General features: G+C 51.6%; 17 protein-coding genes and 6 tRNA genes. 18 read left to right on the top strand and 5 right to left on the bottom strand.

The window, feature by feature from the left end:
* The first annotated feature begins 7 nt into the window (after nucleotides 1–7).
* Genes kdpC through kdpE form a run of 3 tightly spaced genes read left to right on the top strand, consistent with a single transcriptional unit; the run spans nucleotide 8 to nucleotide 4,061 of the window.
* A complete protein-coding gene (gene kdpC / locus GW590_RS05425) occupies nucleotides 8–601 on the top strand; it encodes a potassium-transporting ATPase subunit KdpC (RefSeq protein ID WP_169401984.1) in 594 nt (197 codons plus the stop codon).
* Nucleotides 602–613: 12 nt separating this feature from the next.
* Nucleotides 614–3,358: a two-component system sensor histidine kinase KdpD gene (gene kdpD, locus GW590_RS05420; protein ID WP_169401983.1), complete on the top strand. Its 2,745-nt coding sequence runs from the start codon at nucleotides 614–616 to the stop codon at nucleotides 3,356–3,358.
* A 13-nt stretch (nucleotides 3,359–3,371) separates the two neighbouring features.
* Complete coding sequence (gene kdpE, locus GW590_RS05415) at nucleotides 3,372–4,061, top strand: two-component system response regulator KdpE (RefSeq protein WP_169401982.1); 690 nt, start codon at nucleotides 3,372–3,374, stop codon at nucleotides 4,059–4,061.
* 250 nt (nucleotides 4,062–4,311) lie between these two features.
* Here the strand turns inward: kdpE and pgm are convergent, their stop codons facing one another.
* Together pgm and seqA are read right to left on the bottom strand one after the other, a co-directional pair.
* Nucleotides 4,312–5,955 carry a phosphoglucomutase (alpha-D-glucose-1,6-bisphosphate-dependent) gene (pgm, locus tag GW590_RS05410; RefSeq protein WP_169401981.1) on the bottom strand — a complete coding sequence of 548 codons (1,644 nt, stop codon included), beginning with the start codon at nucleotides 5,953–5,955 and terminating at the stop codon, nucleotides 4,312–4,314.
* Nucleotides 5,956–5,978: 23 nt separating this feature from the next.
* A complete protein-coding gene (gene seqA / locus GW590_RS05405; RefSeq protein ID WP_169401980.1) occupies nucleotides 5,979–6,515 on the bottom strand; it encodes a replication initiation negative regulator SeqA in 537 nt (178 codons plus the stop codon).
* Nucleotides 6,516–6,748: 233 nt separating this feature from the next.
* Here seqA and ybfF point away from each other — a divergent pair, with 233 nt between their 5' ends.
* The gene (ybfF, locus tag GW590_RS05400) at nucleotides 6,749–7,519 is read left to right on the top strand and encodes an esterase (protein WP_169401979.1); all 771 of its coding nucleotides are present in this window, start codon (nucleotides 6,749–6,751) and stop codon (nucleotides 7,517–7,519) included.
* Nucleotides 7,520–7,834: 315 nt separating this feature from the next.
* Complete coding sequence (ybfE, locus tag GW590_RS05395; protein ID WP_169401978.1) at nucleotides 7,835–8,116, top strand: LexA regulated protein; 282 nt, start codon at nucleotides 7,835–7,837, stop codon at nucleotides 8,114–8,116.
* Between the two features lie 101 nt (nucleotides 8,117–8,217).
* On the opposite strand, the gene GW590_RS05390 is transcribed toward ybfE, so the two are convergent.
* Nucleotides 8,218–9,879, bottom strand: a complete 1,662-nt coding sequence (locus GW590_RS05390; RefSeq protein WP_169401977.1) for a methyl-accepting chemotaxis protein — start codon at nucleotides 9,877–9,879, stop codon at nucleotides 8,218–8,220.
* Between the two features lie 469 nt (nucleotides 9,880–10,348).
* Between GW590_RS05390 and fldA the strand changes: the two genes are divergently transcribed.
* Together fldA and fur are read left to right on the top strand one after the other, a co-directional pair.
* Nucleotides 10,349–10,876 carry a flavodoxin FldA gene (gene fldA, locus GW590_RS05385; protein ID WP_169401976.1) on the top strand — a complete coding sequence of 176 codons (528 nt, stop codon included), beginning with the start codon at nucleotides 10,349–10,351 and terminating at the stop codon, nucleotides 10,874–10,876.
* Nucleotides 10,877–11,322: 446 nt separating this feature from the next.
* Nucleotides 11,323–11,769 (top strand): ferric iron uptake transcriptional regulator, encoded by a 447-nt coding sequence (gene fur / locus GW590_RS05380; RefSeq protein WP_169401975.1) that lies wholly within the window; start codon nucleotides 11,323–11,325, stop codon nucleotides 11,767–11,769.
* 438 nt (nucleotides 11,770–12,207) lie between these two features.
* Here the strand turns inward: fur and glnS are convergent, their stop codons facing one another.
* On the bottom strand, nucleotides 12,208–13,878 hold the full coding sequence (gene glnS, locus GW590_RS05375; protein ID WP_169401974.1) for a glutamine--tRNA ligase: 1,671 nt from the start codon (nucleotides 13,876–13,878) through the stop codon (nucleotides 12,208–12,210).
* A 200-nt stretch (nucleotides 13,879–14,078) separates the two neighbouring features.
* Entirely contained in the window at nucleotides 14,079–16,121 is a 2,043-nt protein-coding gene (gene nagE / locus GW590_RS05370) for an N-acetylglucosamine-specific PTS transporter subunit IIBC (RefSeq protein WP_169401973.1), read from the bottom strand.
* A 373-nt stretch (nucleotides 16,122–16,494) separates the two neighbouring features.
* Here nagE and nagB point away from each other — a divergent pair, with 373 nt between their 5' ends.
* The 11 genes from nagB (at nucleotide 16,495) to GW590_RS05315 (ending at nucleotide 23,723) form a co-directional block, all read left to right on the top strand.
* Nucleotides 16,495–17,295 carry a glucosamine-6-phosphate deaminase gene (gene nagB / locus GW590_RS05365; RefSeq protein ID WP_169401972.1) on the top strand — a complete coding sequence of 267 codons (801 nt, stop codon included), beginning with the start codon at nucleotides 16,495–16,497 and terminating at the stop codon, nucleotides 17,293–17,295.
* Nucleotides 17,296–17,442: 147 nt separating this feature from the next.
* A complete protein-coding gene (nagA, locus tag GW590_RS05360) occupies nucleotides 17,443–18,582 on the top strand; it encodes an N-acetylglucosamine-6-phosphate deacetylase (protein WP_169401971.1) in 1,140 nt (379 codons plus the stop codon).
* 32 nt (nucleotides 18,583–18,614) lie between these two features.
* Nucleotides 18,615–19,835: a DNA-binding transcriptional regulator NagC gene (nagC, locus tag GW590_RS05355; RefSeq protein ID WP_169401970.1), complete on the top strand. Its 1,221-nt coding sequence runs from the start codon at nucleotides 18,615–18,617 to the stop codon at nucleotides 19,833–19,835.
* 168 nt (nucleotides 19,836–20,003) lie between these two features.
* A complete protein-coding gene (locus tag GW590_RS05350) occupies nucleotides 20,004–20,756 on the top strand; it encodes an HAD-IIA family hydrolase (RefSeq protein ID WP_169401969.1) in 753 nt (250 codons plus the stop codon).
* A 342-nt stretch (nucleotides 20,757–21,098) separates the two neighbouring features.
* Entirely contained in the window at nucleotides 21,099–22,772 is a 1,674-nt protein-coding gene (gene asnB, locus GW590_RS05345; protein ID WP_169401968.1) for an asparagine synthase B, read from the top strand.
* 221 nt (nucleotides 22,773–22,993) lie between these two features.
* Nucleotides 22,994–23,070: transfer RNA gene (locus GW590_RS05340), tRNA-Met, on the top strand.
* A 15-nt stretch (nucleotides 23,071–23,085) separates the two neighbouring features.
* Nucleotides 23,086–23,170 (top strand) — tRNA-Leu (locus tag GW590_RS05335).
* Nucleotides 23,171–23,192: 22 nt separating this feature from the next.
* Nucleotides 23,193–23,267, top strand: a tRNA-Gln gene (locus tag GW590_RS05330).
* A gap of 97 nt (nucleotides 23,268–23,364) precedes the next feature.
* Nucleotides 23,365–23,439 (top strand) — tRNA-Gln (locus GW590_RS05325).
* Between the two features lie 83 nt (nucleotides 23,440–23,522).
* Nucleotides 23,523–23,599, top strand: a tRNA-Met gene (locus tag GW590_RS05320).
* A gap of 49 nt (nucleotides 23,600–23,648) precedes the next feature.
* Nucleotides 23,649–23,723: transfer RNA gene (locus tag GW590_RS05315), tRNA-Gln, on the top strand.
* Nucleotides 23,724–23,856: the final 133 nt, after the last annotated feature.

Below are 23,856 nucleotides of genomic sequence, written 5' to 3'. Positions count from 1 at the left end.
TAATAACATGACCACCGCAATTCGTAATCACTATTTTCGCCCGGCACTGGTACTGCTGGTGATCTTCACGCTGATCACCGGCGTGGTCTATCCGCTGCTGACCACCGCCTTATCGCAGTTGCTATTTCGCGACCAGGCTGACGGTTCTTTGCTCTTTGCCGCAGGAAAACCTGTTGGTTCGGCCTTGATTGGCCAGTCTTTTTCCCGGGCCGATTATTTTTGGGGACGACCTTCCGCCACCTCGGATAGCGCCTATAATGCCATGGCATCCTCAGGCAGCAATCTGGCGGTCAGTAACCCGGCACTGGATAAAGCCATTACGGAACGCGTGGCGGCGCTGCGTGCGGCCAACCCCACCAGCCCGGCGGCGATCCCCGTCGATTTGGTGACCAGCTCGGCCAGTGGACTGGATCCACAAATTTCCGTCGCGGCAGCACGCTGGCAGGCCCCACGTGTTGCCTCCGCGCGCAAGATAAGCCTGGATCAGATGGATAAATTAATTGCAGAAAACACCAGCGCCCCGCTTTTGGGCTTTACCGGACAACCGGTGGTCAATGTGCTGCAATTGAATCTGGCCCTCGATCACCTGACCTCTCAATAACAAGGCAGTAGTATGGTAGATGAAGATGTTCAACGCCCTGACCCGGACAGCCTGCTGGCGCTGGCCAACGAAAAGCCGCGCGGTCAGTTAAAGATCTTCTTCGGAGCCTGTGCAGGCGTAGGCAAAACCTACGCCATGCTGCAAGAGGCGCAGCGACTGCGCGCCACCGGGCTGGACGTGGTGATCGGCGTAGTCGAAACGCACGGTCGTAAAGAGACCCAGGCCATGCTGCCTGGGCTTGATATTTTACCCCCCAAGCGCATCAGCCATCGCGGACGACAACTTAGCGAATTTGATCTCGATGCCGCCCTGGCCCGCCATCCGGGCCTGATATTAATGGATGAACTGGCGCACACCAATGCTACCGGCTCTCGCCATCCCAAGCGCTGGCAGGACGTCGAAGAGCTGCTTAATGCCGGTATAGATGTCTTTACCACCATTAATGTGCAGCATCTTGAAAGCCTGAATGATGTGGTCAGCGGCGTCACCGGGATTATCATCCGCGAAACCGTGCCCGATCATGTCTTTGATCAGGCTGATGAAGTGGTACTGGTGGACTTACCGCCGGACGACCTGCGTCAACGCTTGAAAGAGGGCAAAGTCTATATTCCCGGCCAGGCTGAACGCGCCATTGAGCACTTCTTTCGCAAGGGCAACCTGATCGCCCTGCGCGAGCTGTCGTTACGGCGTACTGCCGACCGGGTTGACGATCAGATGCGCGAGTTTCGCGATACTCATGGTGCCGATCGCGTCTGGCATACTCGCGACGCCCTGCTGTTATGTATTGGTCACAGCAGCGGTAACGACAAGCTGGTCAGAGTGGCTGCCCGTCTGGCGGCGCGACTGGGTTGTAGCTGGCATGCGATCTATGTCGAAACCCCGCGCCTGCACCGGCTACCGGAAGGCCAGCGGCGGGCGATTTTACGCACGCTGAAACTGGCCCAGGAACTGGGAGCTGAAACCGCCACGCTGTCAGAACCCCACGAAGAACGAGCTATCCTGCGCTATGCTCGTGAACATCATCTGGGCAAGATTGTGATGGGCCGGCGCAACGAGCGGCGGCTAAAATGGGGGGCAACCCTTACCGAACGCCTGGCGAAAATTGGTCCCGAACTGGATTTACTGATTGTCAGCATTGACGATACGCCAACGGCAGTCGGACGCAAAGAGCAGGATCCACGCAGCTTTAGCGAACGTTTTCGCCGCCAGTTGCAGGGCTGTGGCGTCGCCGTCGCCATGTGTGCATTGATCACCTATGTCTCGCAGTGGCTTAATCCCTTCTTTGATCCTGCCAACCTGATCATGGTCTATCTGCTGGGGGTGGCCATCGTTGCGCTGTTCTATGGCCGCTGGCCCTCAGTGTTGGCCGCAGTTATTAACGTCGCCAGCTTTGATCTGTTTTTTGTCGACCCACGCGGCTCCTTTGCTGTTACCGATGCACAATATCTGCTGACCTTTGCCATTATGCTGATCGTCGGCATACTGATCGGTAATCTCACCGCCGGGGTACGCTATCAGGCACGGATTGCCCGCCACCGGGAGATACGTGCGCGACATCTTTATGAAATGTCCAAAGCGTTGAGTCAGGCAATGACCCCGCAGGCTATTGCCCAGACGGGGCGGCATTTTATCTCCAGCACATTGCATGCCAAAACGGCTATTTTGCTGCCACAGGAGGAAGATGGCCGCAATCTGCAACAAGCCGAGGTCGCCGCCGGACAGACCATTATCGTCGATCAGGCCATTGCCCGCTGGAGCTTTGACAAACAGTCTCCCGCCGGTGCCGGTACCGACACCTTGCCGGGTGTCCCTTATCAGTTGATGCCGCTGGTTGCCTCCGGCAAATCTTTCGGTTTGCTGGCGGTGGAGCCAAATAATATTCGCCAGTTGCTGGTGCCGGAGCAGCAACGTCTGCTGCAAACCTTCACGGTATTGATTGCCAATGCCCTGGAACGCCTGCACCTGGCGGCAACCGCCGAGAGTGCGCGACTGGAAACCGAACGGGAGCAGTTGCGCAATTCACTGTTGGCAGCACTGTCCCACGATCTGCGTACCCCATTGACGGTGTTATTTGGTCAGGCCGAGATCCTTACCCTGGATTTAGCCAGCGAAGGCTCGGCACACGCCCCGCAGGCCAGCCAGATCCGCCAGCAGGTGCTGAGTACCACCCGGCTGGTCAATAACCTGCTTGATATGGCACGTATTCAGTCCGGCGGCTTTAATTTACGCAAAGAGTGGCAATCGATAGAAGAGATTATCGGTAGCGCGCTGCGTATGCTGGATCCATTGCTGAGCAATCATCAGATACTGATTGATCTCCCTGCGGAGATACTGCTGGTTAACTGCGACGCCAGCCTGATCGAACGGGTATTTATCAATTTGTTGGAGAACGCCCATAAATATGCCGGTGTCCAGGCCACAATCAGCATTAAGGCCCGAGCCAAAGAAGATTGGCTGGAGGTCACCGTAGCGGATAATGGTCCGGGGATCGTGGCCGGAGCGGAACAACGTATTTTCGAAAAATTCTCGCGCGGTAATAAAGAGTCGGCTATCCCTGGCGTTGGCTTGGGTTTAGCTATTTGTCGTGCCATTATTGATGTCCATGATGGACGTATCTGGGCAGAAAACGATCCTCATGGCGGCGCTAAATTCTGTTTTCTGCTGCCGCTGGAGACACTGCCCACCATTGATCCTCAAGATTTTGAGACGCCAGATGCCCAGGGCTGGCTTCTTGAAAACCCGGGGATCACCGACTGATTAGCGAGGAACCGTGACCACATCCCCTGCTCATATCCTGATAGTTGAAGATGAAAAAGAGATCCGACGCTTTGTTCGTACTGCGTTGGAAGGGGAAGGCATGAAGGTTTTTGAGAGTGAAACCTTACAGCGCGGGCTGATTGAAGCAGGCACCCGCAAGCCGGATCTGATTGTGCTCGATCTCGGCCTGCCGGACGGTGATGGCCTGGACTATATTCGCGATTTGCGTCACTGGAGTACCATCCCGATTATTGTCCTTTCGGCGCGGACCAGCGAAGCGGATAAAATTGCCGCCCTGGATGCCGGAGCCGATGACTTTTTAACCAAACCTTTTGGCGTCGGCGAACTGCTGGCGAGGGTACGCGTTTCTCTGCGTCGCCATACCGGGGTGCAGCAGGAAAGCCCGTTAATCGGCTTTGCCGACGTGACTGTGGATCTGATTAACCGCCGCGTGCAGCGCAACGGTGAAGATCTGCACCTCACCCCGATTGAATTCCGTTTGTTGGCCGAGCTGCTGGCCAACAGCGGCAAAGTGATCACCCAGCGCCAGTTGCTTAGCCACGTCTGGGGGCCGAACTACGTGGAGCACAGCCACTATTTACGCATCTATATGGGCCATTTACGGCAAAAACTTGAGCATGACGCCGCCCGGCCTCGCCATTTGCTGACAGAAACCGGCGTTGGCTATCGCTTTATGCCCTGAACCCGCTATACCCATAGCTGATTTTTATATCTAAATTATACGCATAAAAAAAGCGCTGTATAAACAGCGCCCAGACTGCCGACAAAGTCCGTTATTAGGGAGAGTACACCGTTGGGGTCGTAGCGGGCTTGCCCGCCGGAGCGCCCCCAGGTGTGCTATGCCCGGGTATCTCGATCATCAAGACGACTTTGTCATCAAACTCAGCACTGTATAAACAGCGCTGAGTTTGAGATGGTTTCAGAGTCGAGAATTATTTGGCGTTAGCCAGCACTTCGCTGACGATATCCACGGCTTCTTTCTCGATTTGCTGCCGATGTTCAGCGCCAAGGAAGCTCTCACAATAGATCTTGTAGGCTTCTTCGGTACCGGAAGGACGGGCGGCAAACCAGCCATTTTTGGTCATCACCTTCAGACCGCCAATGGACGCGCCATTGCCCGGTGCCGCAGTGAGACGATCGGTGATCGGATCCCCCGCCAGCGTATCGGCTTTGACCTGCTCCGGCGAGAGTTTGGATAGCGCCGCTTTCTGAGCGTGGCTGGCCGGGGCCTGAATACGGTTATAGCTCGGCGCACCAAAGCGGCTGGCCAGTTCATCGTAGTGCGCCTGCGGGTTTTTACCGGTTACTGCGGTAATTTCTGCCGCCAGCAAACACATGATGATGCCATCTTTATCGGTTGACCATGGGGTTCCGTTAAAGCGCAGGAAGGAAGCCCCCGCGCTCTCTTCGCCGCCAAAACCAAAGCTACCATCGTACAGACCATCAACAAACCATTTGAAACCCACCGGCACTTCCACCAGTTTACGGCCCAGATCGGCAACCACACGGTCGATCATCGCACTGGATACCAGCGTTTTACCGACGGCAACGTCAGCGCCCCACTGTGGACGATGCTGGAACAGATAGTTGATGGATACCGCCAGATAATGATTAGGGTTCATCAGGCCTTTTGGCGTAACAATGCCGTGACGGTCGTAATCGGGATCGTTGGCAAAAGCCAGATCAAACTTGTCGCGCAGCGCCAGCAAACCGGCCATTGCCGATTCCGACGAGCAATCCATACGGATCACGCCATCATGGTCGAGATGCATAAAGCGGAAAGTCTGGTCGATAGAATCATTAACCAGCGTCAGATCCAGCTTGTAATGCTCGGCAATACGCTGCCAGTAAGCAATGCCCGAGCCGCCCAGCGGATCTACGCCAATCTTCAAACCGGCACGCTGAATAGCTGGCATATCAATGATATCGGTCAGGCCTTCAACGTAAGGCTGCACCAAATCCTGCTCATGCAGATGACCACCCTGGCGGGCTTTATCTAAAGTCTGACGATTAACGCCTTGCAGATTGGCGGCCAGTAAGGCGTTGGCGCGTTTTTCAATCACCGAGGTCAGATTGGTATCTGCCGGGCCACCGTTTGGCGGATTGTATTTGATACCGCCGTCTTCTGGTGGGTTATGTGAAGGGGTGATAACGATGCCGTCCGCCTGTGCCTTATGCTGCTGGTTGTAGGTCAGTATCGCGTGTGACACGGCAGGCGTTGGGGTGAAACCATTGTCTTGCTGCACAATAACGTCAACGCCATTGGCAGTCAGCACTTCCAGCACGGAAATAAATGCCGGTTCAGACAGCGCATGGGTGTCTTTACCTACGTAGCAGGGGCCCGTTGTGCCTTGCTCTTTGCGCACTTCAGCAATAGCCTGCGCGATCGCCAAAATATGGGATTCATTGAAACTGTGACGCCCTGCGCTGCCACGGTGTCCTGAGGTACCAAATTTTACCGCATGAGCCGTGTTGGCCGGGTCTGGTTGCAACACGTAATACTGAGACGTCAGTTGTGCAACGTTAATCAAATCGCTTTGCTGGGCGGGTTGCCCGGCACGGGGGTGATTAGCCACTGGCACTTCTCCCTGATGCTGAATTAAAGGGTGCCGCAAACTTTATCGGTGAGTTCCACAGGGAACTGCATCAATTGCATGATATGTTCGACCATGCTGCGTTTACGACCTGTGTTGGTATTGGTGATCACCCAGTACGGCGTTCCTGGAACGTGTTTGGGCTTGGTATGGATGCCGTTTTGCAACAGCGTTTGCTGGTCACCGGCAAAATAGGTCCGCGTGCGACCATGCAACGAATCGGTGGCAACGGCAAATTCTTTAGGGTCAAGATTGTACAAGGTAGACAGGATCAACATAAAACGGTTAACCGCTTTGGTTTGATCGGCATAATCATCGGAGAGCAGCAACTCACGCACCGCACGCACGCGATCGCGTGGCGTGTTGGCCACCACAGCGCTTTTTTCCGCTGGCACAGCGCTGGTTTTGGCTGGAGTCTGAATTTCTTGCCCAGCAGTGAACTTCAGCATGCGCCGCAAAATATCCGATGCACTTTCACCAATATGCTGAGTGTGGCTTGCGATATAGCGGTATAGCTCTTCATCAACCTCGATCGTTTTCATCTTTATCCAGTACTGTTTTTCTACTTAATTTATTCAAAGGATTATACAAATTAAACTGCGCAAACAAAAAGGCGAATTCGCGCCAAAAGAGAAAAAGCAGATAAATACCCATCTGTTTTGACTCGCTGTGCGCATTGCTATATCCCACTCAAGCATCTGACAGAAAATCTTCTGCAACTCATGATAACCTAATGAGATCCTTACCTGTAATAAATGTCTGTACGGACCTTGCCATGAACTTACACTATCGACTGCAACCTTGTGCCAATCCTGACAGCCAGGCATTGCCCATTATGCTGATTCACGGCCTGTTTGGCACCCTGGATAACCTCGGCGTGCTGGCGCGCGATCTGCAACAACAGCATGCCGTGCTGCAGGTTGATTTACGCAATCATGGGCTTTCACCCCGTTCGCCGGTGATGACCTACGCCGCCATGGCCGAAGATCTGCTGCAAACCCTGGATGATGCCGGTATTGCAAAAGCGATCATCATTGGCCACTCCATGGGTGCCAAGGCTGCCATGGCGCTCACCGCCCTCGCCCCGCAACGGGTGGATAAACTGGTGGTCATTGATATGGCCCCGGTGGATTATGCTATTCGCCGTCACGATGAAATTTTTGCCGCACTCAATGCCGTTACCGCCGCGGGTATTAGCGACCGAACCGGGGCGGCGCAATGTATGCGCTCTTTTATCAAGGAAGAGAGCGTGATTCAGTTTTTGCTGAAATCTTTCCAGCAAGGTGACTGGCGCTTTAATGTCCCGGCACTATGGGCAGAATATCCCCATATCATCGGCTGGAATGAAGTGCCCGCCTGGCCGCATCCGGCCCTGTTTATTGCCGGTGGTTTATCCTCATATCTACAGGATAGCTATCGCGCGGCGATTATGCGTCAGTTTCCGCAGGCCAGGGCGCACGTTATTGCCGGCAGTGGCCACTGGGTTCATGCTGAAAAACCCGAGGCGGTGCTGCGCACTATTCATCGCTTTATTGATCAACCATAAAGGCGTCAGCCGGATAAAACTCGGCAGTGAAAGGCGGGACTGTACAAAAAACGGCTAATCCTAATAACTTAGCGGGTTTTCAGGGCAGTTAGGCGTTGTGGGGAGATAGGCACTGGGGTATGATTGCGCGCTGTAATTTTGCCCCCTGCGCCGGGTGTGTTTTTCCAGCGTGTCAGGCAAATTGGGTTAGGGTATATAGGCTGTATCACGCCTGGCCTGAAATGTGTCAATCACCTCATCGCAACAGAGGTTTATACCTGAAATAACCGGGTATCACCGCTTTTCGATGTAACTTCCCTAGTTGTATCGCTACCTATGGCAAAAGAACAACTGGATCGCACGACGCTCGATCTGTTCGCTGAGGATCGCCGTCCGGGACGTCCAAAAACAAATCCGCTTTCCCGCGACGAACAGCTGAGAATTAACAAGCGTAATCAGCTTCGCCGTGACAAAAACAACGGTTTACGTCGCGTAGAACTGAAAATTAATGCTGAAGCTGTCGATGCATTGAATAAGCTGGCGGAACAACGAAATATCAGTCGCAGTGAACTGATTGAGCAGATGCTGTTGGCACATTTGCATACTCAGCAAGACTAAGCTTGCCTTTATGCTGGCTATAATGGCGGCGTTGACGGACTGATGGCGGGTAACCCTTAGGTTACCCGCACGTTACTCAAACCTGCTGACCCCATTCGCGGTTAAAATTTCTCCCAATTATCCTGGGTTTTCGACGATGCCAGCAGCAGATCAGGTTTGCGCAGCGACTGCACCTCTGGTCTTCTTAACTGTCCAACCTGACTTATCGAATCCTGCAATTTAAAGGTCGCCACGGCCTGACTGAGCATTCCCGCCTGCTCTTCCAGAGAGATGGCTGCCTGCGAAGCCTCTTGTACCAATGCGGCGTTCTGCTGGGTCACGCTGTCCATCTGCGTAACCGCAATCGCCACCTGGCTGATCCCTTTGCTTTGCTCATCGGATGCCGAGGCTATTTCTGCCATAATATCCGTTACATGCGCAATGGAACGCACCACGTCCTGCATCGTCTGACCGGCATTTTCCACCAGTGCCGAGCCATTATCGACCCGCGTAGCCGACTCTTTGATTAACTGTTCAATTTCCTTGGCGGCCTGGGCGCTGCGCTGCGCCAGATTTCTGACCTCGCTGGCCACCACTGCAAAACCGCGCCCCTGTTCACCAGCTCGCGCCGCTTCAACCGCCGCGTTTAACGCCAGAATATTGGTCTGGAAGGCAATGCTGTTAATCACCGTGGTAATTTCGGCGATTTTCTTCGAGCTGCCGGAGATATCTTTCATGGTTGCCACCACATCACCAACAATTTTCCCGCCGCGTTGCGCGGTATCGGAAGCTTCAACGACCAGTTGGCTGGCATGGTGAGCGTTATCGGCATTGTGTTTTACGGTAGCAGTCAGTTGCTCCATACTGGCGGCGGTTTCTTCCAGCGCCGACGCCTGCTGTTCGGTACGTGAAGAGAGATCGTTGTTACCGGCAGAAATTTCAGACGCGCCCTGATAGATACTATTGGTCGAGTCACGGATGGTCTGTACGGTATTGATCAAACTGTCTTGCATGGCATTAAGCAGCGGGATCAGTTTACCGGCACAGTTTTTACCAAACTCGGCCAGGTGCTGAGTCAAATCCCCGCGGGCAATCATCTCAAACTGGGCACAGATTTTGTTCAGCGGTTTGACCAGCGCCATCACCAGATAACGGTCAGTGACCAGCAGCAGCAACATGCCAACGACAAAGGCCGCCATAGTGGTGAACTTGGTCATATTGGTCACATGGATCGACAAGTCCTGCGCCTGATTAAACTGATCGTCAATGTAGACACTGAGTTTACTGATTGAATTACCAAAATCGCGACTCAGCGGTGGAACGGTATTGTTGGCAAGATCGGTATAGGCGGTAATATTTTTGCTGGTAGCCGCCTGAAACAGCGGATCAACACCCTGATCCACCAGCTTTTGCCAGTTATTCAGCAGTTCCTGTACCCGGCTGTCTTCAATGCCCTGATGCGAGGTACTCTTAAAATCCGCCAGCGCTTTTTTCAGGCCATCGAGCGTTTCTTTTGTCGGCGCAAAAATCTCCGGGCCAGAATCGGGTTTTGCGCTCAGAGTGCCCATGGCGCGGCTTAAACGGGTTACGGTACGGAAATATTGATCATTGCCTTTATTAATTAATGTCAAATTATCAACCAGTGAACTGCTGGTTTCAGAAGTGTGGATCAGACCGTTCAAAGAAGACACGGTGAAAGCGGAGACTCCGCCCCACATCAGGCAAAAAAGCCCCAGAATCGTTAATAGTGCCTTACGAACGGTAATATCTTTTAAAAATTGCACGGTGCCTCTCCCGAAACATGACTGTTTCCGTGGTGTAAATGAGGGAGGATACTGAGGATCTGGCACTATGGTCCGTGAAGGCAGCACAGCAGACAAGAATAATTCTCAGTACATCGATTTCATTATAATGTTGAGAAAGCTCTCGGGTGATCTATCGGCGGCACAAAACAAAACTTCATCGTCTAAATGGCTATTTTTTATTTCTGCGGGAAACCTCGTTTTTTGAAAGGATATAATTGATTAATGTCGATGTTTCCCCCTGATCGAGGTTTCAGGACGTCGAGCACACAAAGGCGATAACGCTTGCTGGAAATGCCCGATAAAATACGGGTTATCAATCAGGTTAGTCACGAGAATAATGTTCTCAGTACGCTGAGTTTGTTATCATCCAGCGTCTATTGACTCGCGCGCCGCGGACGTAAAAACAGACTCTATGAGTCTATTGCAGAACAAGAGGTTAGATAAGCTTATGGCAGTAGTAGGTATCTTCTTTGGTTCCGACACCGGAAACACCGAAAACATCGCAAAAATGATCCAGAAACAGTTGGGCAAAGATGTGGCCGACGTACAGGACATCGCTAAAAGCAGCAAAGAAGATCTGGAGAAATACGATATTCTGCTGATCGGCATCCCAACCTGGTACTACGGTGAAGCACAGTGTGACTGGGACGACTTTTTCCCTACGCTGGAAGAGATAGATTTTGAAGGTAAGCTGGTAGCGCTGTTTGGCTGCGGCGACCAGGAAGACTATGCAGAATATTTCTGTGATGCCATGGGCACCGTTCGCGACATTATCGAACCCCGTGGGGCGGTGATTGTGGGCCATTGGCCGACCGAAGGCTACCATTTCGAAGCCTCAAAGGGACTGGCGGACGATAAACACTTTATCGGTCTGGCTATTGACGAAGACAGACAACCCGAGCTGACCCAGCAACGGGTAGATACCTGGGTTAAACAAATCAGCCAGGAATTGAGTCTGTCCGAGATTGTCGGTTAATCTCACTAAAAGACCAAGGCTCTGAATCCGTGACCTTTAGGGTGAAAGGGCCTGGCTATTACTGAAATTAACATTTTATCGGCTACAAAATTGTAACTTTCGCCGGTATCAAGGTACACTTAGGTTATCTGTTTTTATCGTTCGGGCCATTATTCAGGCTGCTATATCTTTATGGTATAAACGATCTTTGTTAACAGCCCACCGTTTTCATTTAGTACCGGCAGTTCTATAATGGAACGTTAAATTTTTGTGCCAATCGATGCATAGGCCAGATACCCCGACAGGTTGCAGTTGCAGCAAGGCAGCAAACAGACACATCGCGATTATCTTACCCAGGTAAGTCATGGTGATGAGTGATGTAGCCCACGCAGCATCTGCTTCCAATATGACGGGTATACAGATGCCTTAACGTGATTAGCTAAGCATAGTGACAGGACAGAATCCGCATGACTGACAACAACACCGCACTGAAGAAAGCCGGCTTAAAAGTCACGCTTCCGCGCCTGAAAATCCTGGAAGTGTTACAAGCTCCGGCAGGTCATCACGTCAGTGCGGAAGATTTATATAAAGAATTAATTGATATGGGCGAAGAAATTGGTCTGGCAACGGTTTACCGCGTGCTTAACCAATTTGATGACGCCGGCATTGTTACCCGCCATAACTTTGAAGGCGGCAAATCAGTCTTTGAACTGACCCAGCAACATCACCATGACCACCTGATCTGCCTTGACTGCGGTCGGGTGATCGAGTTCCGCGACGAGTCTATCGAAGCCCGTCAGCGTGAAATTGCCAAAGCGCATGGTATTAAATTGACCAACCACAGTCTTTATCTTTATGGCCACTGCGAATTGGGTGATTGCCGCGAAGATGAAACCCTGCACGGCAAAGGTTAATTTTTCGGCTCAGAGCTGATTATAAAATCACCGCTGCAAGGCGGTTTTTTTATGCCTGCAATTTGTGCCCGGCAATAATCAACACGACTTTGTTACCAAACAAAAAACGCAGCCGAAGCTGCGTTTCAGACTACTGACAAAGTCCGTTATTAGGGAGAGTGTACCGTTGGGGTCGTAGCGGGCTTGCCCGCCGGAGCGCCCCTAGGTGTGCTATGCCCGGGTATCTCGATCATCAAGACGACTTTGTCATCAAACTCAAACGCAGCCGAAGCTGCGTTTCAGACTGCTGACAAAGCCCGTTATTAGGGAGAGTGCACCGTTGGGGTCGTAGCGGGCTTGCCCGCCGGAGCGCCCCTAGGTGTGCTATGCCCGGGTATCTCGATCATCAAGACGACTTTGTCATCAAACACGTTTTTAATCAGTCAATCCTGTGCACCCTTAAGCGACAGGTTTGCTTTCCCAGGTGTCACGCAAGCCAACGGTACGGTTAAATACCAGGTGGTCAGCGTTGGAATAAACGCTGTCGGCACAGAAGTAGCCTTCACGTTCAAACTGCAGGCTTACGCCAACGGCGGCGTCGGCCAGGCTCGGTTCAACAAAACCATGAGCAATAACCAGCGACTCAGGATTGATGGTGGTCAGGAAATCTTCCGCCTGGCCCGGGTTAGCGACGCTGAACAGGCGATCGTACAAACGGAATTCCGCCGCTTTGCCTTCAGATGCCGATACCCAATGGATCACGCCTTTGACTTTACGGCCATCAGCCGGGTCTTTGCTTAACGTATCGATATCATAACTACAGAAAATCGTAGTGATATTACCCTGATCGTCTTTTTCAACACGTTCAGCTTTGATTACGTAAGCATTGCGCAGGCGCACTTCTTTGCCCAGAACCAGACGCTTGTACTGCTTGTTGGCTTCTTCGCGGAAATCCGCCTGATCGATATAAACCTCGGCGGTAAATGGCACTTCACGCGAACCCATTTCAGGTTTGTTCGGGTGATTTGGCATTTTGACCCACTGCACGGCATCACCGGTAAAGTTCTCAATGACCACTTTAACCGGGTTGATCACCGCCATGGCGCGCGGGGCGTTTTCGTTCAGGTCGTCACGAATACAGGACTCCAACGCCATCATCTCGACGTTGTTATCTTGTTTGGTCACGCCGATACGACGGCAGAACTCGCGAATAGAGCCTGCGGTATAACCACGACGACGCAAGCCGGAAACGGTCGGCATACGCGGATCGTCCCACCCCTCAACAATCTTGTCGGTTACCAGCAGGTTCAGCTTACGCTTGGACATGATGGAATATTCAAGATTAAGGCGAGAGAACTCATACTGACGCGGATGGCATGGGATGGTGATGTTATCCAATACCCAGTCATACAGACGGCGGTTGTCCTGGAACTCCAGAGTACAGAGTGAGTGGGTGATCCCTTCCAGCGCATCGGAAATGCAGTGGGTGAAATCATACATCGGATAGATGCACCACTTATTGCCGGTCTGATGATGCTCGGCAAATTTGATGCGATACAGCACCGGATCGCGCATCACAAAGAACGGTGATGCCATATCGATTTTGGCGCGCAGGCAGGCACTGCCTTCAGCAAACTCGCCGTTGCGCATTTTGGCAAACAGCGCCAGGTTCTCAGCCGGCGTGCGGTCGCGGAACGGGCTGTTTTTACCCGGTGCCGTCAGGTTGCCACGATATTCACGGATCTGCTCCGGTGACAATTCATCGACATAGGCCAGGCCTTTTTCGATCAGCTCAACCGCATAGTGATGCAGTTGATCAAAATAGTCAGAGGAGTAATGAACCTCGCCGCTCCACTCGAATCCCAGCCACTGCACGTCTTTTTTGATCGACTCGACGAACTCGATATCTTCTTTTACCGGATTGGTGTCATCAAAACGCAGGTTGCATTGGCCCTGATAGTCTTGGGCGATACCAAAGTTCAGGCAGATCGATTTTGCATGGCCAATATGCAGATAACCATTTGGCTCAGGGGGGAAACGCGTGACGATGGCGTTGTGTTTTCCCGATGCCAGATCTTCATCAATAATCTGACGGATAAAATTTGTTGGGCGGGCTTCAGCCTCACTCATTGTTGAATTCCTCTACGCGAACGAAAGCTCGAAAGACTAACCGCATATGTTCCAACAAGCCACGCCGGGAAACAACCCTTAAGTTCCAAATTTGGATTTATAAAAAGTTTTTTTCTCTTAAAGCACCGACACGGCCGGTAAAAATAAAAAAACGGGAAGAGATTTCTCTCTTCCCTCCCTGGTCTTAATGCCACCCGGACTTATTTTGCCTGGATTTCATACAACACGCTTTCACCAGCCACCACGGTACCCGTGGCCAATGTTGCCAGACCAGAGTAATCGTCCATATTGCTGACCACGACAGGGCTAATCATCGAACGTGCATTGGCATTGAGATACGCCAGATCCAGCTCGAGGATCGGCTGTCCTGCGGTAACCGTTTCACCCTCTTCCACCAGGCGAGTAAAACCCTGGCCGTTAAGCGCAACGGTATCAATACCCATATGCACCACCACTTCTGCCCCTGCTTCCGTTTCCAGACAGAACGCATGATTGGTGTTAAAGATTTTGACCACCACGCCGTTAGCCGGTGCCACTACAATTTTACCGGTTGGGCGGATTGCCACACCGTCACCGACGGCTTTGCTGGCAAAGGCTTCATCAGGCACCTGAGCCAGAGCTACCACATCACCGGTGATTGGCGAAACCAACTTTTCAACGATCGGTTTATTGCTTTTGACTACGGCCTGCACCGGACTCTCTGCCACTGCGGCAGCCGTTGGAGCAGCGGTTACTGCTGCCACCGGCCCCGAAAGCATTACGGTACGCATGGCACCGGCAATGATTTCAGCACGCGTGCCGACAATCACCTGCACACTCTGTTTATTCAGACGAATAACACCGGAAGCCCCCAGGCGCTTGGCCAGGGTTTCGTTAACCAGCCCGGAGTCTTTAACGTTAAGACGCAGGCGGGTAATGCAGGCATCAATACCGGTGAGGTTTTCAGATCCACCGATAGCGCTGATATAACGACGTGCCAGCGCGGCGGTTTCATCGGCCTTGCTGCTCGCCGGGGTTTCCACATCGACGTTATAACCGTCGCTCTCGTCACCAGCTACGGCCAGTTCACGCCCAGGAGTTAACAGATTGAATTTCTTGATGGTGAAACGGAACACCACGTAGTAAACAACAAAGAACACCAGACCCTGAGGGATCAGCATATACCACTGGGTAGCCAGCGGGTTACGCGAAGAGAGCACCATATCCACCAGACCGGCGCTGAAACCGAAGCCGGCAATCCAATGCATGCTGGCAGCGATAAATACTGATACACCGGTCAGCAAGGCGTGGATGAAATAGAGCACCGGGGCAACGAACATGAAGGAGAATTCCAAAGGTTCGGTGATACCGGTAAAGAAAGAAGCAAAGGCCGCCGCCAACATGATACCGCCGACTTTTGCCCGATTTTCCGGGCGAGCACAGTGGTAAATAGCCAGTGCTGCACCAGGCAAACCAAACATCATGATTGGGAAGAAACCAGCCTGATAACGACCGGTAATGCCCACGGTAGCTTTGCCTGCGTTAATGGATTCCTGACCACCGAGGAAGTTTGGAATATCGTTGATACCCGCTACGTCGAACCAGAACACGGAGTTTAGTGCATGATGCAGACCCACCGGGATCAGCAAGCGGTTAAAGAAGGCGTAGATACCGGCACCCGCAGAACCCAGATGCTGGATATGCATACCCAGAGTCACCAGACCGTTAAAAATCAGCGGCCAGATATACATCAGGATAAAAGCCACCAGGATCATCAGGAACGAGGTGAGGATCGGTACCAGACGGCGACCGCTGAAGAAAGACAGTGCCTTCGGCAACTCAACATGACTGAAGCGGTTATAGAGTTCGGCTGAAATAATACCGACCAGGATACCGACGAACTGGTTATTGATTTTGCCAAATGCAGCCGGAACCTGAGCCAAAGGAATTTTCTGGATCATGGAAACTGCTGCCGGAGAACAAAGTGTGGTTAACACCAGAAAACCGACGAAACCAGTGAGTGCAGCAGCACCGTCTTTATCCTTGGACATGCCGTACGCGACGCCGATAGCGAAGAGTACTGACATATTCTCAATGATTGCCGAGCCCGATTTGATAAAAAACGCCGCCAACGCATTGTCGCCGCCCCAACCTACCGGATCGATCCAATAACCTACCCCCATCAGGATTGCTGCGGCGGGTAGTGTAGCAACCGGCACCATCAAGGCCCGGCCAATCTTCTGTAAATAACTAAGTATATTCAACTTTTCCCCCTATTCGCCCTGCGACGAATCACCAAAAGTAGTTTAATTAGAATGATGACCACCCAGCTTAAAAACACGAAAACCTTAACGCACTGACCTCACACTGCGGAGTGTAAAAAAATTATTTCGTATCGCAAATTAAAACCTCGTTTTTTGTGATATTTATCACCAAAAACCGCTCTTAAGAAGCCATAACGCTAGTCAACTTGCAAAACTTATTTTATCATTAAAAAAATCTAGGCGGCATTGTGCCAATCACTCAGGTTACTGAGCCAAGGCTGTCGCCAGCGTAAAACCTTTAAATTATATATCTCACGTCAAACCAGACGGCGATATAAATTATATGCAAGTTCTAAAACTCAAGAGGTGTTTGATGAGACTTATTCCCCTGAATACTCCCGCAGAAGTTGGCAAATGGGCTGCACGTCATATTGTTCAACGTATCAACGCATTCAAGCCAACCGCAGAACGTCCCTTTGTTCTCGGCCTGCCTACCGGCGGGACACCGCTCGAAGCTTACAAACATCTTGTTGCTATGCATAAAGCAGGCCAAGTCAGTTTTAAAAATGTGGTAACCTTCAACATGGACGAATATGTTGGCCTGCCGCAGGAGCACCCGGAAAGCTACCATACCTTCATGTACCATAATTTCTTTGATCACGTTGATATTCCACGCGAAAACATTAACCTGCTCAATGGTAATGCGCCGGACGTCGATGAAGAGTGCCGTCAGTACGAAGCAAAAATTAAGTCCTACGGCAAAATTCACCTGTTTATGGGTGGCGTGGGCAACGACGGTCATATCGCGTTTAACGAACCCGCTTCATCTCTGGCTTCGCGGACACGTATCAAAACACTGACCCATGAAACCCGTATCGCCAACTCGCGCTTTTTTGATAACGATGTGGCACAGGTGCCGAAATATGCCCTGACCGTTGGCGTGGGCACCTTGCTTGATGCCGAAGAAGTGATGATTCTGGTTAACGGCCATGCCAAGGCGCAGGCTCTGGAAGCGGCAGTAGAAGGCAATATCAACCATATGTGGACCATCAGTTGCCTGCAACTGCATGCCAAAGCGGTGATCGTATGTGACGAACCGTCCACCATGGAACTGAAAGTGAAAACCGTTAAATACTTCCGCGAGTTGGAAGCAGAAAACATGAAAAATCTTTAATTTTCTATTTAGACTGTCAGTCAGTCTGGCCGGATAATTTCAGGATGCAGGCAGCCATGCCGCGCATCGCCGGGGCAGCCAACGCAAGAAACATGGCTGCCCGCCTGAAAGGCCAGGGATATGAATCGCGTAGCAAGGGGGGTCAAGATGTACGCATTGGTTGAGGGCCGGATTTATACCGGTCATGATATTCTGGATAACCACGCGGTAGTGATTGCAAACGGGGTCATTGACTGTGTTTGCCCGACCGCAGAGTTGCCGGCAGACATGGAAACGCGCAGCCTGCAAGGCGCAATTCTTGCCCCCGGATTTATCGATTTGCAGCTTAACGGCTGTGGTGGTGTGCAGTTTAACGATTCACTGTCAGCGATCTCGATCGAGACATTGGAAATCATGCAGGCTGCCAACCAAAAGTCAGGCTGTACCAGCTTTTTACCCACCCTGATCACCTGTAGCGATGACTTTATGAAGCACGGTATCCAGGTGATGCGTGCTTATCTGGCGAAACACCCGCATCAGGCACTGGGTCTGCACCTGGAAGGGCCATATCTGAGCCTGGAGAAAAAAGGCACACATAATCCGGCATTTATTCGTCAGCCAGAAGCCGAGATGATCGATTTCCTGTGCGCCAATGCCGACGTTATCAGTAAAATCACCCTGGCACCGGAGCAGGTTGAAGATCACTATATCCGCCAATTGGCCGATGCCGGCATAGTGGTTTCCGCCGGGCATTCCAATGCCAGCTATGAACAGGCGCGTCAGGGATTTGCCGCCGGCATTAGCTTTGCCACCCATTTATACAATGCCATGCCAGTGATCTCCGGCCGCCAACCAGGTCTGATGGGGGCAATTTTTGATACCCCAGAGGTCTATACCGGGATTATCGCCGACGGCCATCACGTCGCCTGGGCCAGCATTCGCAACGCAAAAAAACTCAAAGGCGACAAGCTGGTACTGGTCACCGATGCAACAGCGCCAGCCGGTGCTGATATTGAACAGTTCATTTTTGCTGGTAAAACAATATACTATCGGGATGGACTCTGTGTTGATGAAAAGGGTACGCTCAGTGGTTCTGCCCTGACGATGATTGAAGCGGTGCAAAACAGCGTTGATCATGTCGGCATTCCATTAGACGAAGCACTGCGTATGGCGTCACTTTATCCCGCGCGTGCTATTGGCGTTGACGCCACTCTGGGCAGTATCGAAGCCGGAAAAGTCGCCAACCTGACCGCCTTTACCCATGACTTCAAGATAACCAAAACGCTCGTCAACGGTGACGAGGTATGAAAATTTAAAGGGTTTGGAGAGTAATTCCATTGATGAACACTGGCGGGCAGACACAAATCGGCAACGTTGATCTGGTTAAGCAGTTAAACGGCGCGGCCGTTTATCGTCTGATTGACCAACAAGGCCCCATTTCACGCATTCAAATTGCAGAACTTAGCCAGCTTGCTCCTGCCAGTGTCACCAAAATCTCCCGTCAACTGCTGGAGCGCGGGCTGATCAAAGAAGTAGATCAGCAAGCCTCCACCGGCGGACGCCGGGCTATCTCCATTATTACCGAAACTCGCCCTTTTCAAACCGTGGCAGTGCGTCTGGGTCGTAATGACGCCACCATCACCTTGTACGATCTCAGCGCCAAGGTACTGAGCGAACAGCATTACAACCTGCCAGAGCGCACGCAAGAGACGCTGGAAAACGCGTTAATTACCGCTATTGCCGAGTTTATTGAGCATCATCAGCGCAAAATCCGCGAGTTAATTGCCATTGCGGTGATCCTGCCCGGTCTGGTAGACCCGCTAAAAGGCGTGGTGCGCTATATGCCGCATATCAGCGTCAGTAACTGGAAACTGGTGGATATTCTCGAAGAAAAATTCAAGGTCACCAGTTTTGTGGGTCACGATATTCGCAGCCTGGCACTGGCGGAGCACTATTTTGGGGCATCTCGCGACTGTCAGGACTCCATTTTGGTTCGTTTACATCGTGGTACCGGGGCCGGGATACTGGTTAATGGACAAATTTTCCTCGGCAGCAACGGTAATGTCGGGGAAATTGGTCATATTCAGGTCGATCCCCTCGGCGAACGCTGCCACTGCGGCAATTTCGGTTGTCTGGAAACCATCGCCGCCAATTCAGCGATCGAGAACCGGGTGCGTGGCCTGCTCACCCAGGGTTACCCGAGCAAGCTTTCGTTGGATGACTGCTCCATTAGCAGTATTTGCAAAGCCGCCAACCGTGGCGATCAACTAGCCTGTGAAGTGATTGAATACGTTGGCCGCCATTTGGGGAAAAGCATCGCCATAGCCATCAACCTGTTTAATCCACAAAAAGTGGTGATCGCCGGCGAAATCACCGAAGCCGACAAGGTGTTGCTGCCGGCCCTGCAAAGTTGCATCAATACCCAGGTATTGAAGGATTTTCGCCGCAACCTGCCAATTGTCACCTCGCAGCTGAATCATCGTTCGGCGATTGGTGCTTTTGCATTGGTGAAACGCGCCATGTTAAACGGTGTGTTACTGCAACGTCTGCTGGAAATCTAAGTCCGAATTCCCATGCTATGCTCGCCACAGTCCGTCAGCGGTATGACCCTATGGAATCATGTCGCGGCCTACAGCCCCGGACGCTGAGTCTGGCGTTAAGTTCAGTTCGTCAACCTCGTGATGCTCTCCCGACAATGATGCCCTCACAGTAATTGAGTTAGTGAAAATATGACCATAAAAAATGTAATTTGTGACATCGATGGCGTACTGCTTCACGACAATACGCCGGTGCCAGGCGCCGACCTGTTTTTAGCGCGCATCCAGGAACAGAATATGCCGCTGGTGATCCTGACCAACTACCCTTCGCAGACGGCTCAGGATCTGTGCAACCGCTTTGCTTCTGCGGGACTGGAGGTACCGGAAAGCGCCTTCTTTACCTCGGCAATGGCCACTGCCGACTTTCTGCGTCGTCAGGAAGGTAAAAAAGCCTATGTGATTGGCGAAGGTGCGCTGATCCACGAGCTGTACAATGCCGGTTTTACCATTACCGATATCAACCCCGATTTTGTAATCGTCGGCGAAACCCGCTCTTACAACTGGGATATGATGCATAAGGCGGCATACTTTGTGGCCCATGGGGCCCGCTTTATTGCCACCAATCCCGACTACCACGGGCACGGTTATGTTCCCGCCTGTGGTGCGCTATGCGCTCCTATCGAAAAAATCACCGGTCGCAAGCCGTTTGTGGTGGGTAAACCCAGCCCATGGATTATCCGTTCTGCACTGAATAAAATGCAGGCCCACTCCGAAGATACGGTGATCGTCGGCGATAACCTGCGTACCGATATTCTGGCAGGCTTTCAGGCCGGTCTGGAAACCATACTGGTGCTGTCAGGGGTATCTACCCTCGACGATGTGGAAAATATGCCGTTTCGCCCGAGCCATATCTACCCTTCCGTGGCTGATATCGACATTATTTAATCCTTAGGCGCATCTTGTTGTTTTCCTCGTTACCAGACGCGATGGCCGGAAAAAATCTTTTCCGGCTGATTAATCCCCACAGTCATACGCTTCTCTTATATGCGCCATTTTTTTGCATAATCGATAATTTTAATACCATTAAAATGACAATCCGCTAAGAATTGAGGCAGGTCAACCAACTATTTTTCAAGCCAGCACTAAATTGCTTGCAAAGGCTCGCGCTTTTACGCATTTTCGTTATTAAGCACGCAGCGTTGTTGGCCATAAAATCAGAATTCGACAAGGCTGCCCGGTAATAACATCAACATTTTTCGTCTGAGAAAAGCCGTTAGGGAGAGTTATATGTGTTCTATATTTGGTGTGCTCGACATTAAAACCGATTCCGTCGAGCTGCGCAAAAAGGCGCTTGAGATGTCACGCTTGATGCGTCACCGTGGTCCAGACTGGTCAGGTATTTTTGCCAGCGACAAAGCCATTCTTTGTCATGAGCGTCTGTCGATTGTTGATGTCAACAACGGTGCTCAGCCTCTGTACAACGAAGCACACACTCACGTTCTGGCGGTTAACGGCGAAATCTACAACCATCAGGCACTGCGTGCCGAACTGGGCGACCGCTACAAGTTTCAGACCGAATCCGACTGTGAAGTGATCCTGGCGCTGTATCAGGAAAAAGGCCCGGCGTTCCTTGACGAACTGCAGGGGATGTTTGCCTTTATCCTTTATGATACCGAACAAGATGCCTACCTGATTGGCCGTGACCATTTAGGCATCATCCCGCTGTATATGGGTCATGATGAACACGGCAACATGTATGTCGCCTCTGAAATGAAATCACTGGTTCCGGTGTGCCGCACTATTAAAGAGTTCCCGGCAGGCAGCTATCTGTGGAGCAAAGACGGTGAGATCAAGGAATACTATCATCGCGACTGGTTTGACTTTGAAAACGTCAAAGACAACGTGACCAACAAAGAACAACTGCGTGACGCGCTGGAAGAATCCGTTAAAAGCCACCTGATGTCTGACGTGCCTTACGGTGTGCTGCTGTCTGGCGGGCTGGACTCTTCGGTTATTTCCGCCATCACCAAGAAATTTGCCGGTCGCCGTATCGAAGATAAAGATCAAAGCGAGGCCTGGTGGCCGCAGCTGCACTCTTTTGCTGTCGGTCTGGAAGGCTCTCCCGACCTGCGCGCGGCACAGGAAGTGGCCAACCATTTGGGCACCGTGCACCATGAAATCCATTTCACCGTACAGGAAGGCCTCGATGCCATCCGTGATGTGATTTACCACATCGAAACCTACGATGTGACTACCATCCGTGCTTCCACGCCAATGTATCTGATGTCGCGTAAAATCAAAGCGATGGGCATCAAAATGGTCCTGTCAGGCGAAGGTGCCGACGAAGTCTTGGGCGGCTACCTTTATTTCCATAAAGCGCCAAACGCCAAAGAGTTCCACGAAGAAACCGTACGCAAGCTGCTGGCACTGCATATGTATGACTGCGCTCGTGCCAACAAGGCGATGTCAGCCTGGGGTGTTGAAGCTCGCGTACCTTTCCTGGATAAAAAATTCCTCGATGTGGCCATGCGTCTCAATCCAAAAGATAAAATGTGTGGCAACGGCAAAATGGAAAAACACATTCTGCGCGAATGTTTTGAATCCTACCTGCCGCACAGCGTGGCCTGGCGTCAGAAAGAACAATTCTCTGACGGCGTCGGCTACAGCTGGATTGATACCCTAAAAGAAGTGGCCGGACAGCAAGTGACCGACCAACAGCTTGAAACTGCCCATTTCCGCTTCCCGTATAACACGCCAAGCTCGAAAGAAGGCTATTTGTACCGCACCATTTTCGAAGAGCTGTTCCCGCTGCCAAGCGCTGCCGAATGCGTACCTGGTGGCCCGTCAGTGGCCTGTTCTTCAGCGAAAGCCATTGAGTGGGATGAGTCATTCAAGAACATGAACGATCCATCAGGCCGTGCGGTAGGCGTGCATGAATCGGCTTACACGCCCGTCGCTTAATGCGGGATAAGATGTTGATACTACGGGCCTGAAAGGGCCCGTTTTTTTTATTATAAATCTTTTAAAAATCTTATCCTTTGTTGCTTTTATCGCCATAGTGGTCATAAGCCACACAAATGGACGTCGTCATGGCTTTTTCGTCAAAAAACTTGTTGACGCAAAACGACCATATACGCATAATGCGCCCCGCAACGCCGATGAAGGTTGAGCAGAAAGAAGACGGCTACGTAGCTCAGTTGGTTAGAGCACATCACTCATAATGATGGGGTCACAGGTTCAAATCCCGTCGTAGCCACCATTCTTTTTTTTGTTTGCGGGAGTGGCGAAATTGGTAGACGCACTAGATTTAGGTTCTAGCGCCGCAAGGTGTGCGAGTTCAAGTCTCGCCTCCCGCACCATTTCAAGCTCGGTTTGCACGGATGGGGTATCGCCAAGCGGTAAGGCACCGGTTTTTGATACCGGCATTCCCTGGTTCGAATCCAGGTACCCCAGCCAATTTTTTTCATTGTCAGGTTCTATGAACTCGTCAGTGAAATAAAACCCTAGTGAAAGAGACGTTGCTCGGTGCCCTGGTGGTAACAGAGTAGACTGTTGGGGTATCGCCAAGCGGTAAGGCACCGGTTTTTGATACCGGCATTCCCTGGTTCGAATCCAGGTACCCCAGCCAATTTCGCCAGGTTAAGCTTTTGATTTTTATTATTAAAATAGAAATAAAATAGCTTGCAATAAAGTTTTAAGTAAGTAGAATTTGGCTACGTAGCTCAGCTGGTTAGAGCACATCACTCATAATGATGGGGTCACAGGTTCAAATCCCGTCGTAGCCACCATTTTACTTTACTGGTTATGAGTAAGCGTTAAACAAGTAAGAAACACCATTGGGGTGTCGCCAAGCGGTAAGGCTCTGGTTTCTGATACCAGCATACCCAGGTTCGAATCCTGGCACCCCAGCCACATTTAGAAAAGCTCGCTTCGGCGGGCTTTTTGCTTTTCTGCTTCCAGAGAAATTTATCGTTGTTGTTTGTGCGTTTGGTGGCAACGTGGTCTTCAGGATCGAGATACCCAGGCAAACCCGCCACCACCCCAA

Origin of the sequence: Rouxiella aceris, from assembly GCF_012933545.1 — a bacterium.
In the GTDB taxonomy this organism is placed as follows: Bacteria; Pseudomonadota; Gammaproteobacteria; order Enterobacterales; family Enterobacteriaceae; genus Rouxiella; species Rouxiella aceris.
Note: the sequence above shows the minus strand (reverse complement) of the source record. Positions and strands in the feature narration are given on the sequence as shown.

Excerpts from the sequence above, each read along its gene's own strand:
- kdpC (WP_169401984.1), top strand. The coding sequence starts at position 8 with ATGACCACCGCAATTCGTAATCACTATTTTCGCCCGGCACTGGTACTG.
- kdpD (WP_169401983.1), top strand. The coding sequence starts at position 614 with ATGGTAGATGAAGATGTTCAACGCCCTGACCCGGACAGCCTGCTGGCG.
- seqA (WP_169401980.1), bottom strand. The coding sequence starts at position 6,515 with ATGAAAACGATCGAGGTTGATGAAGAGCTATACCGCTATATCGCAAGC.
- ybfF (WP_169401979.1), top strand. The coding sequence starts at position 6,749 with ATGAACTTACACTATCGACTGCAACCTTGTGCCAATCCTGACAGCCAG.
- ybfE (WP_169401978.1), top strand. The coding sequence starts at position 7,835 with ATGGCAAAAGAACAACTGGATCGCACGACGCTCGATCTGTTCGCTGAG.
- fldA (WP_169401976.1), top strand. The coding sequence starts at position 10,349 with ATGGCAGTAGTAGGTATCTTCTTTGGTTCCGACACCGGAAACACCGAA.
- fur (WP_169401975.1), top strand. The coding sequence starts at position 11,323 with ATGACTGACAACAACACCGCACTGAAGAAAGCCGGCTTAAAAGTCACG.
- glnS (WP_169401974.1), bottom strand. The coding sequence starts at position 13,878 with ATGAGTGAGGCTGAAGCCCGCCCAACAAATTTTATCCGTCAGATTATT.
- nagB (WP_169401972.1), top strand. The coding sequence starts at position 16,495 with ATGAGACTTATTCCCCTGAATACTCCCGCAGAAGTTGGCAAATGGGCT.
- nagA (WP_169401971.1), top strand. The coding sequence starts at position 17,443 with ATGTACGCATTGGTTGAGGGCCGGATTTATACCGGTCATGATATTCTG.
- nagC (WP_169401970.1), top strand. The coding sequence starts at position 18,615 with ATGAACACTGGCGGGCAGACACAAATCGGCAACGTTGATCTGGTTAAG.
- GW590_RS05350 (WP_169401969.1), top strand. The coding sequence starts at position 20,004 with ATGACCATAAAAAATGTAATTTGTGACATCGATGGCGTACTGCTTCAC.
- asnB (WP_169401968.1), top strand. The coding sequence starts at position 21,099 with ATGTGTTCTATATTTGGTGTGCTCGACATTAAAACCGATTCCGTCGAG.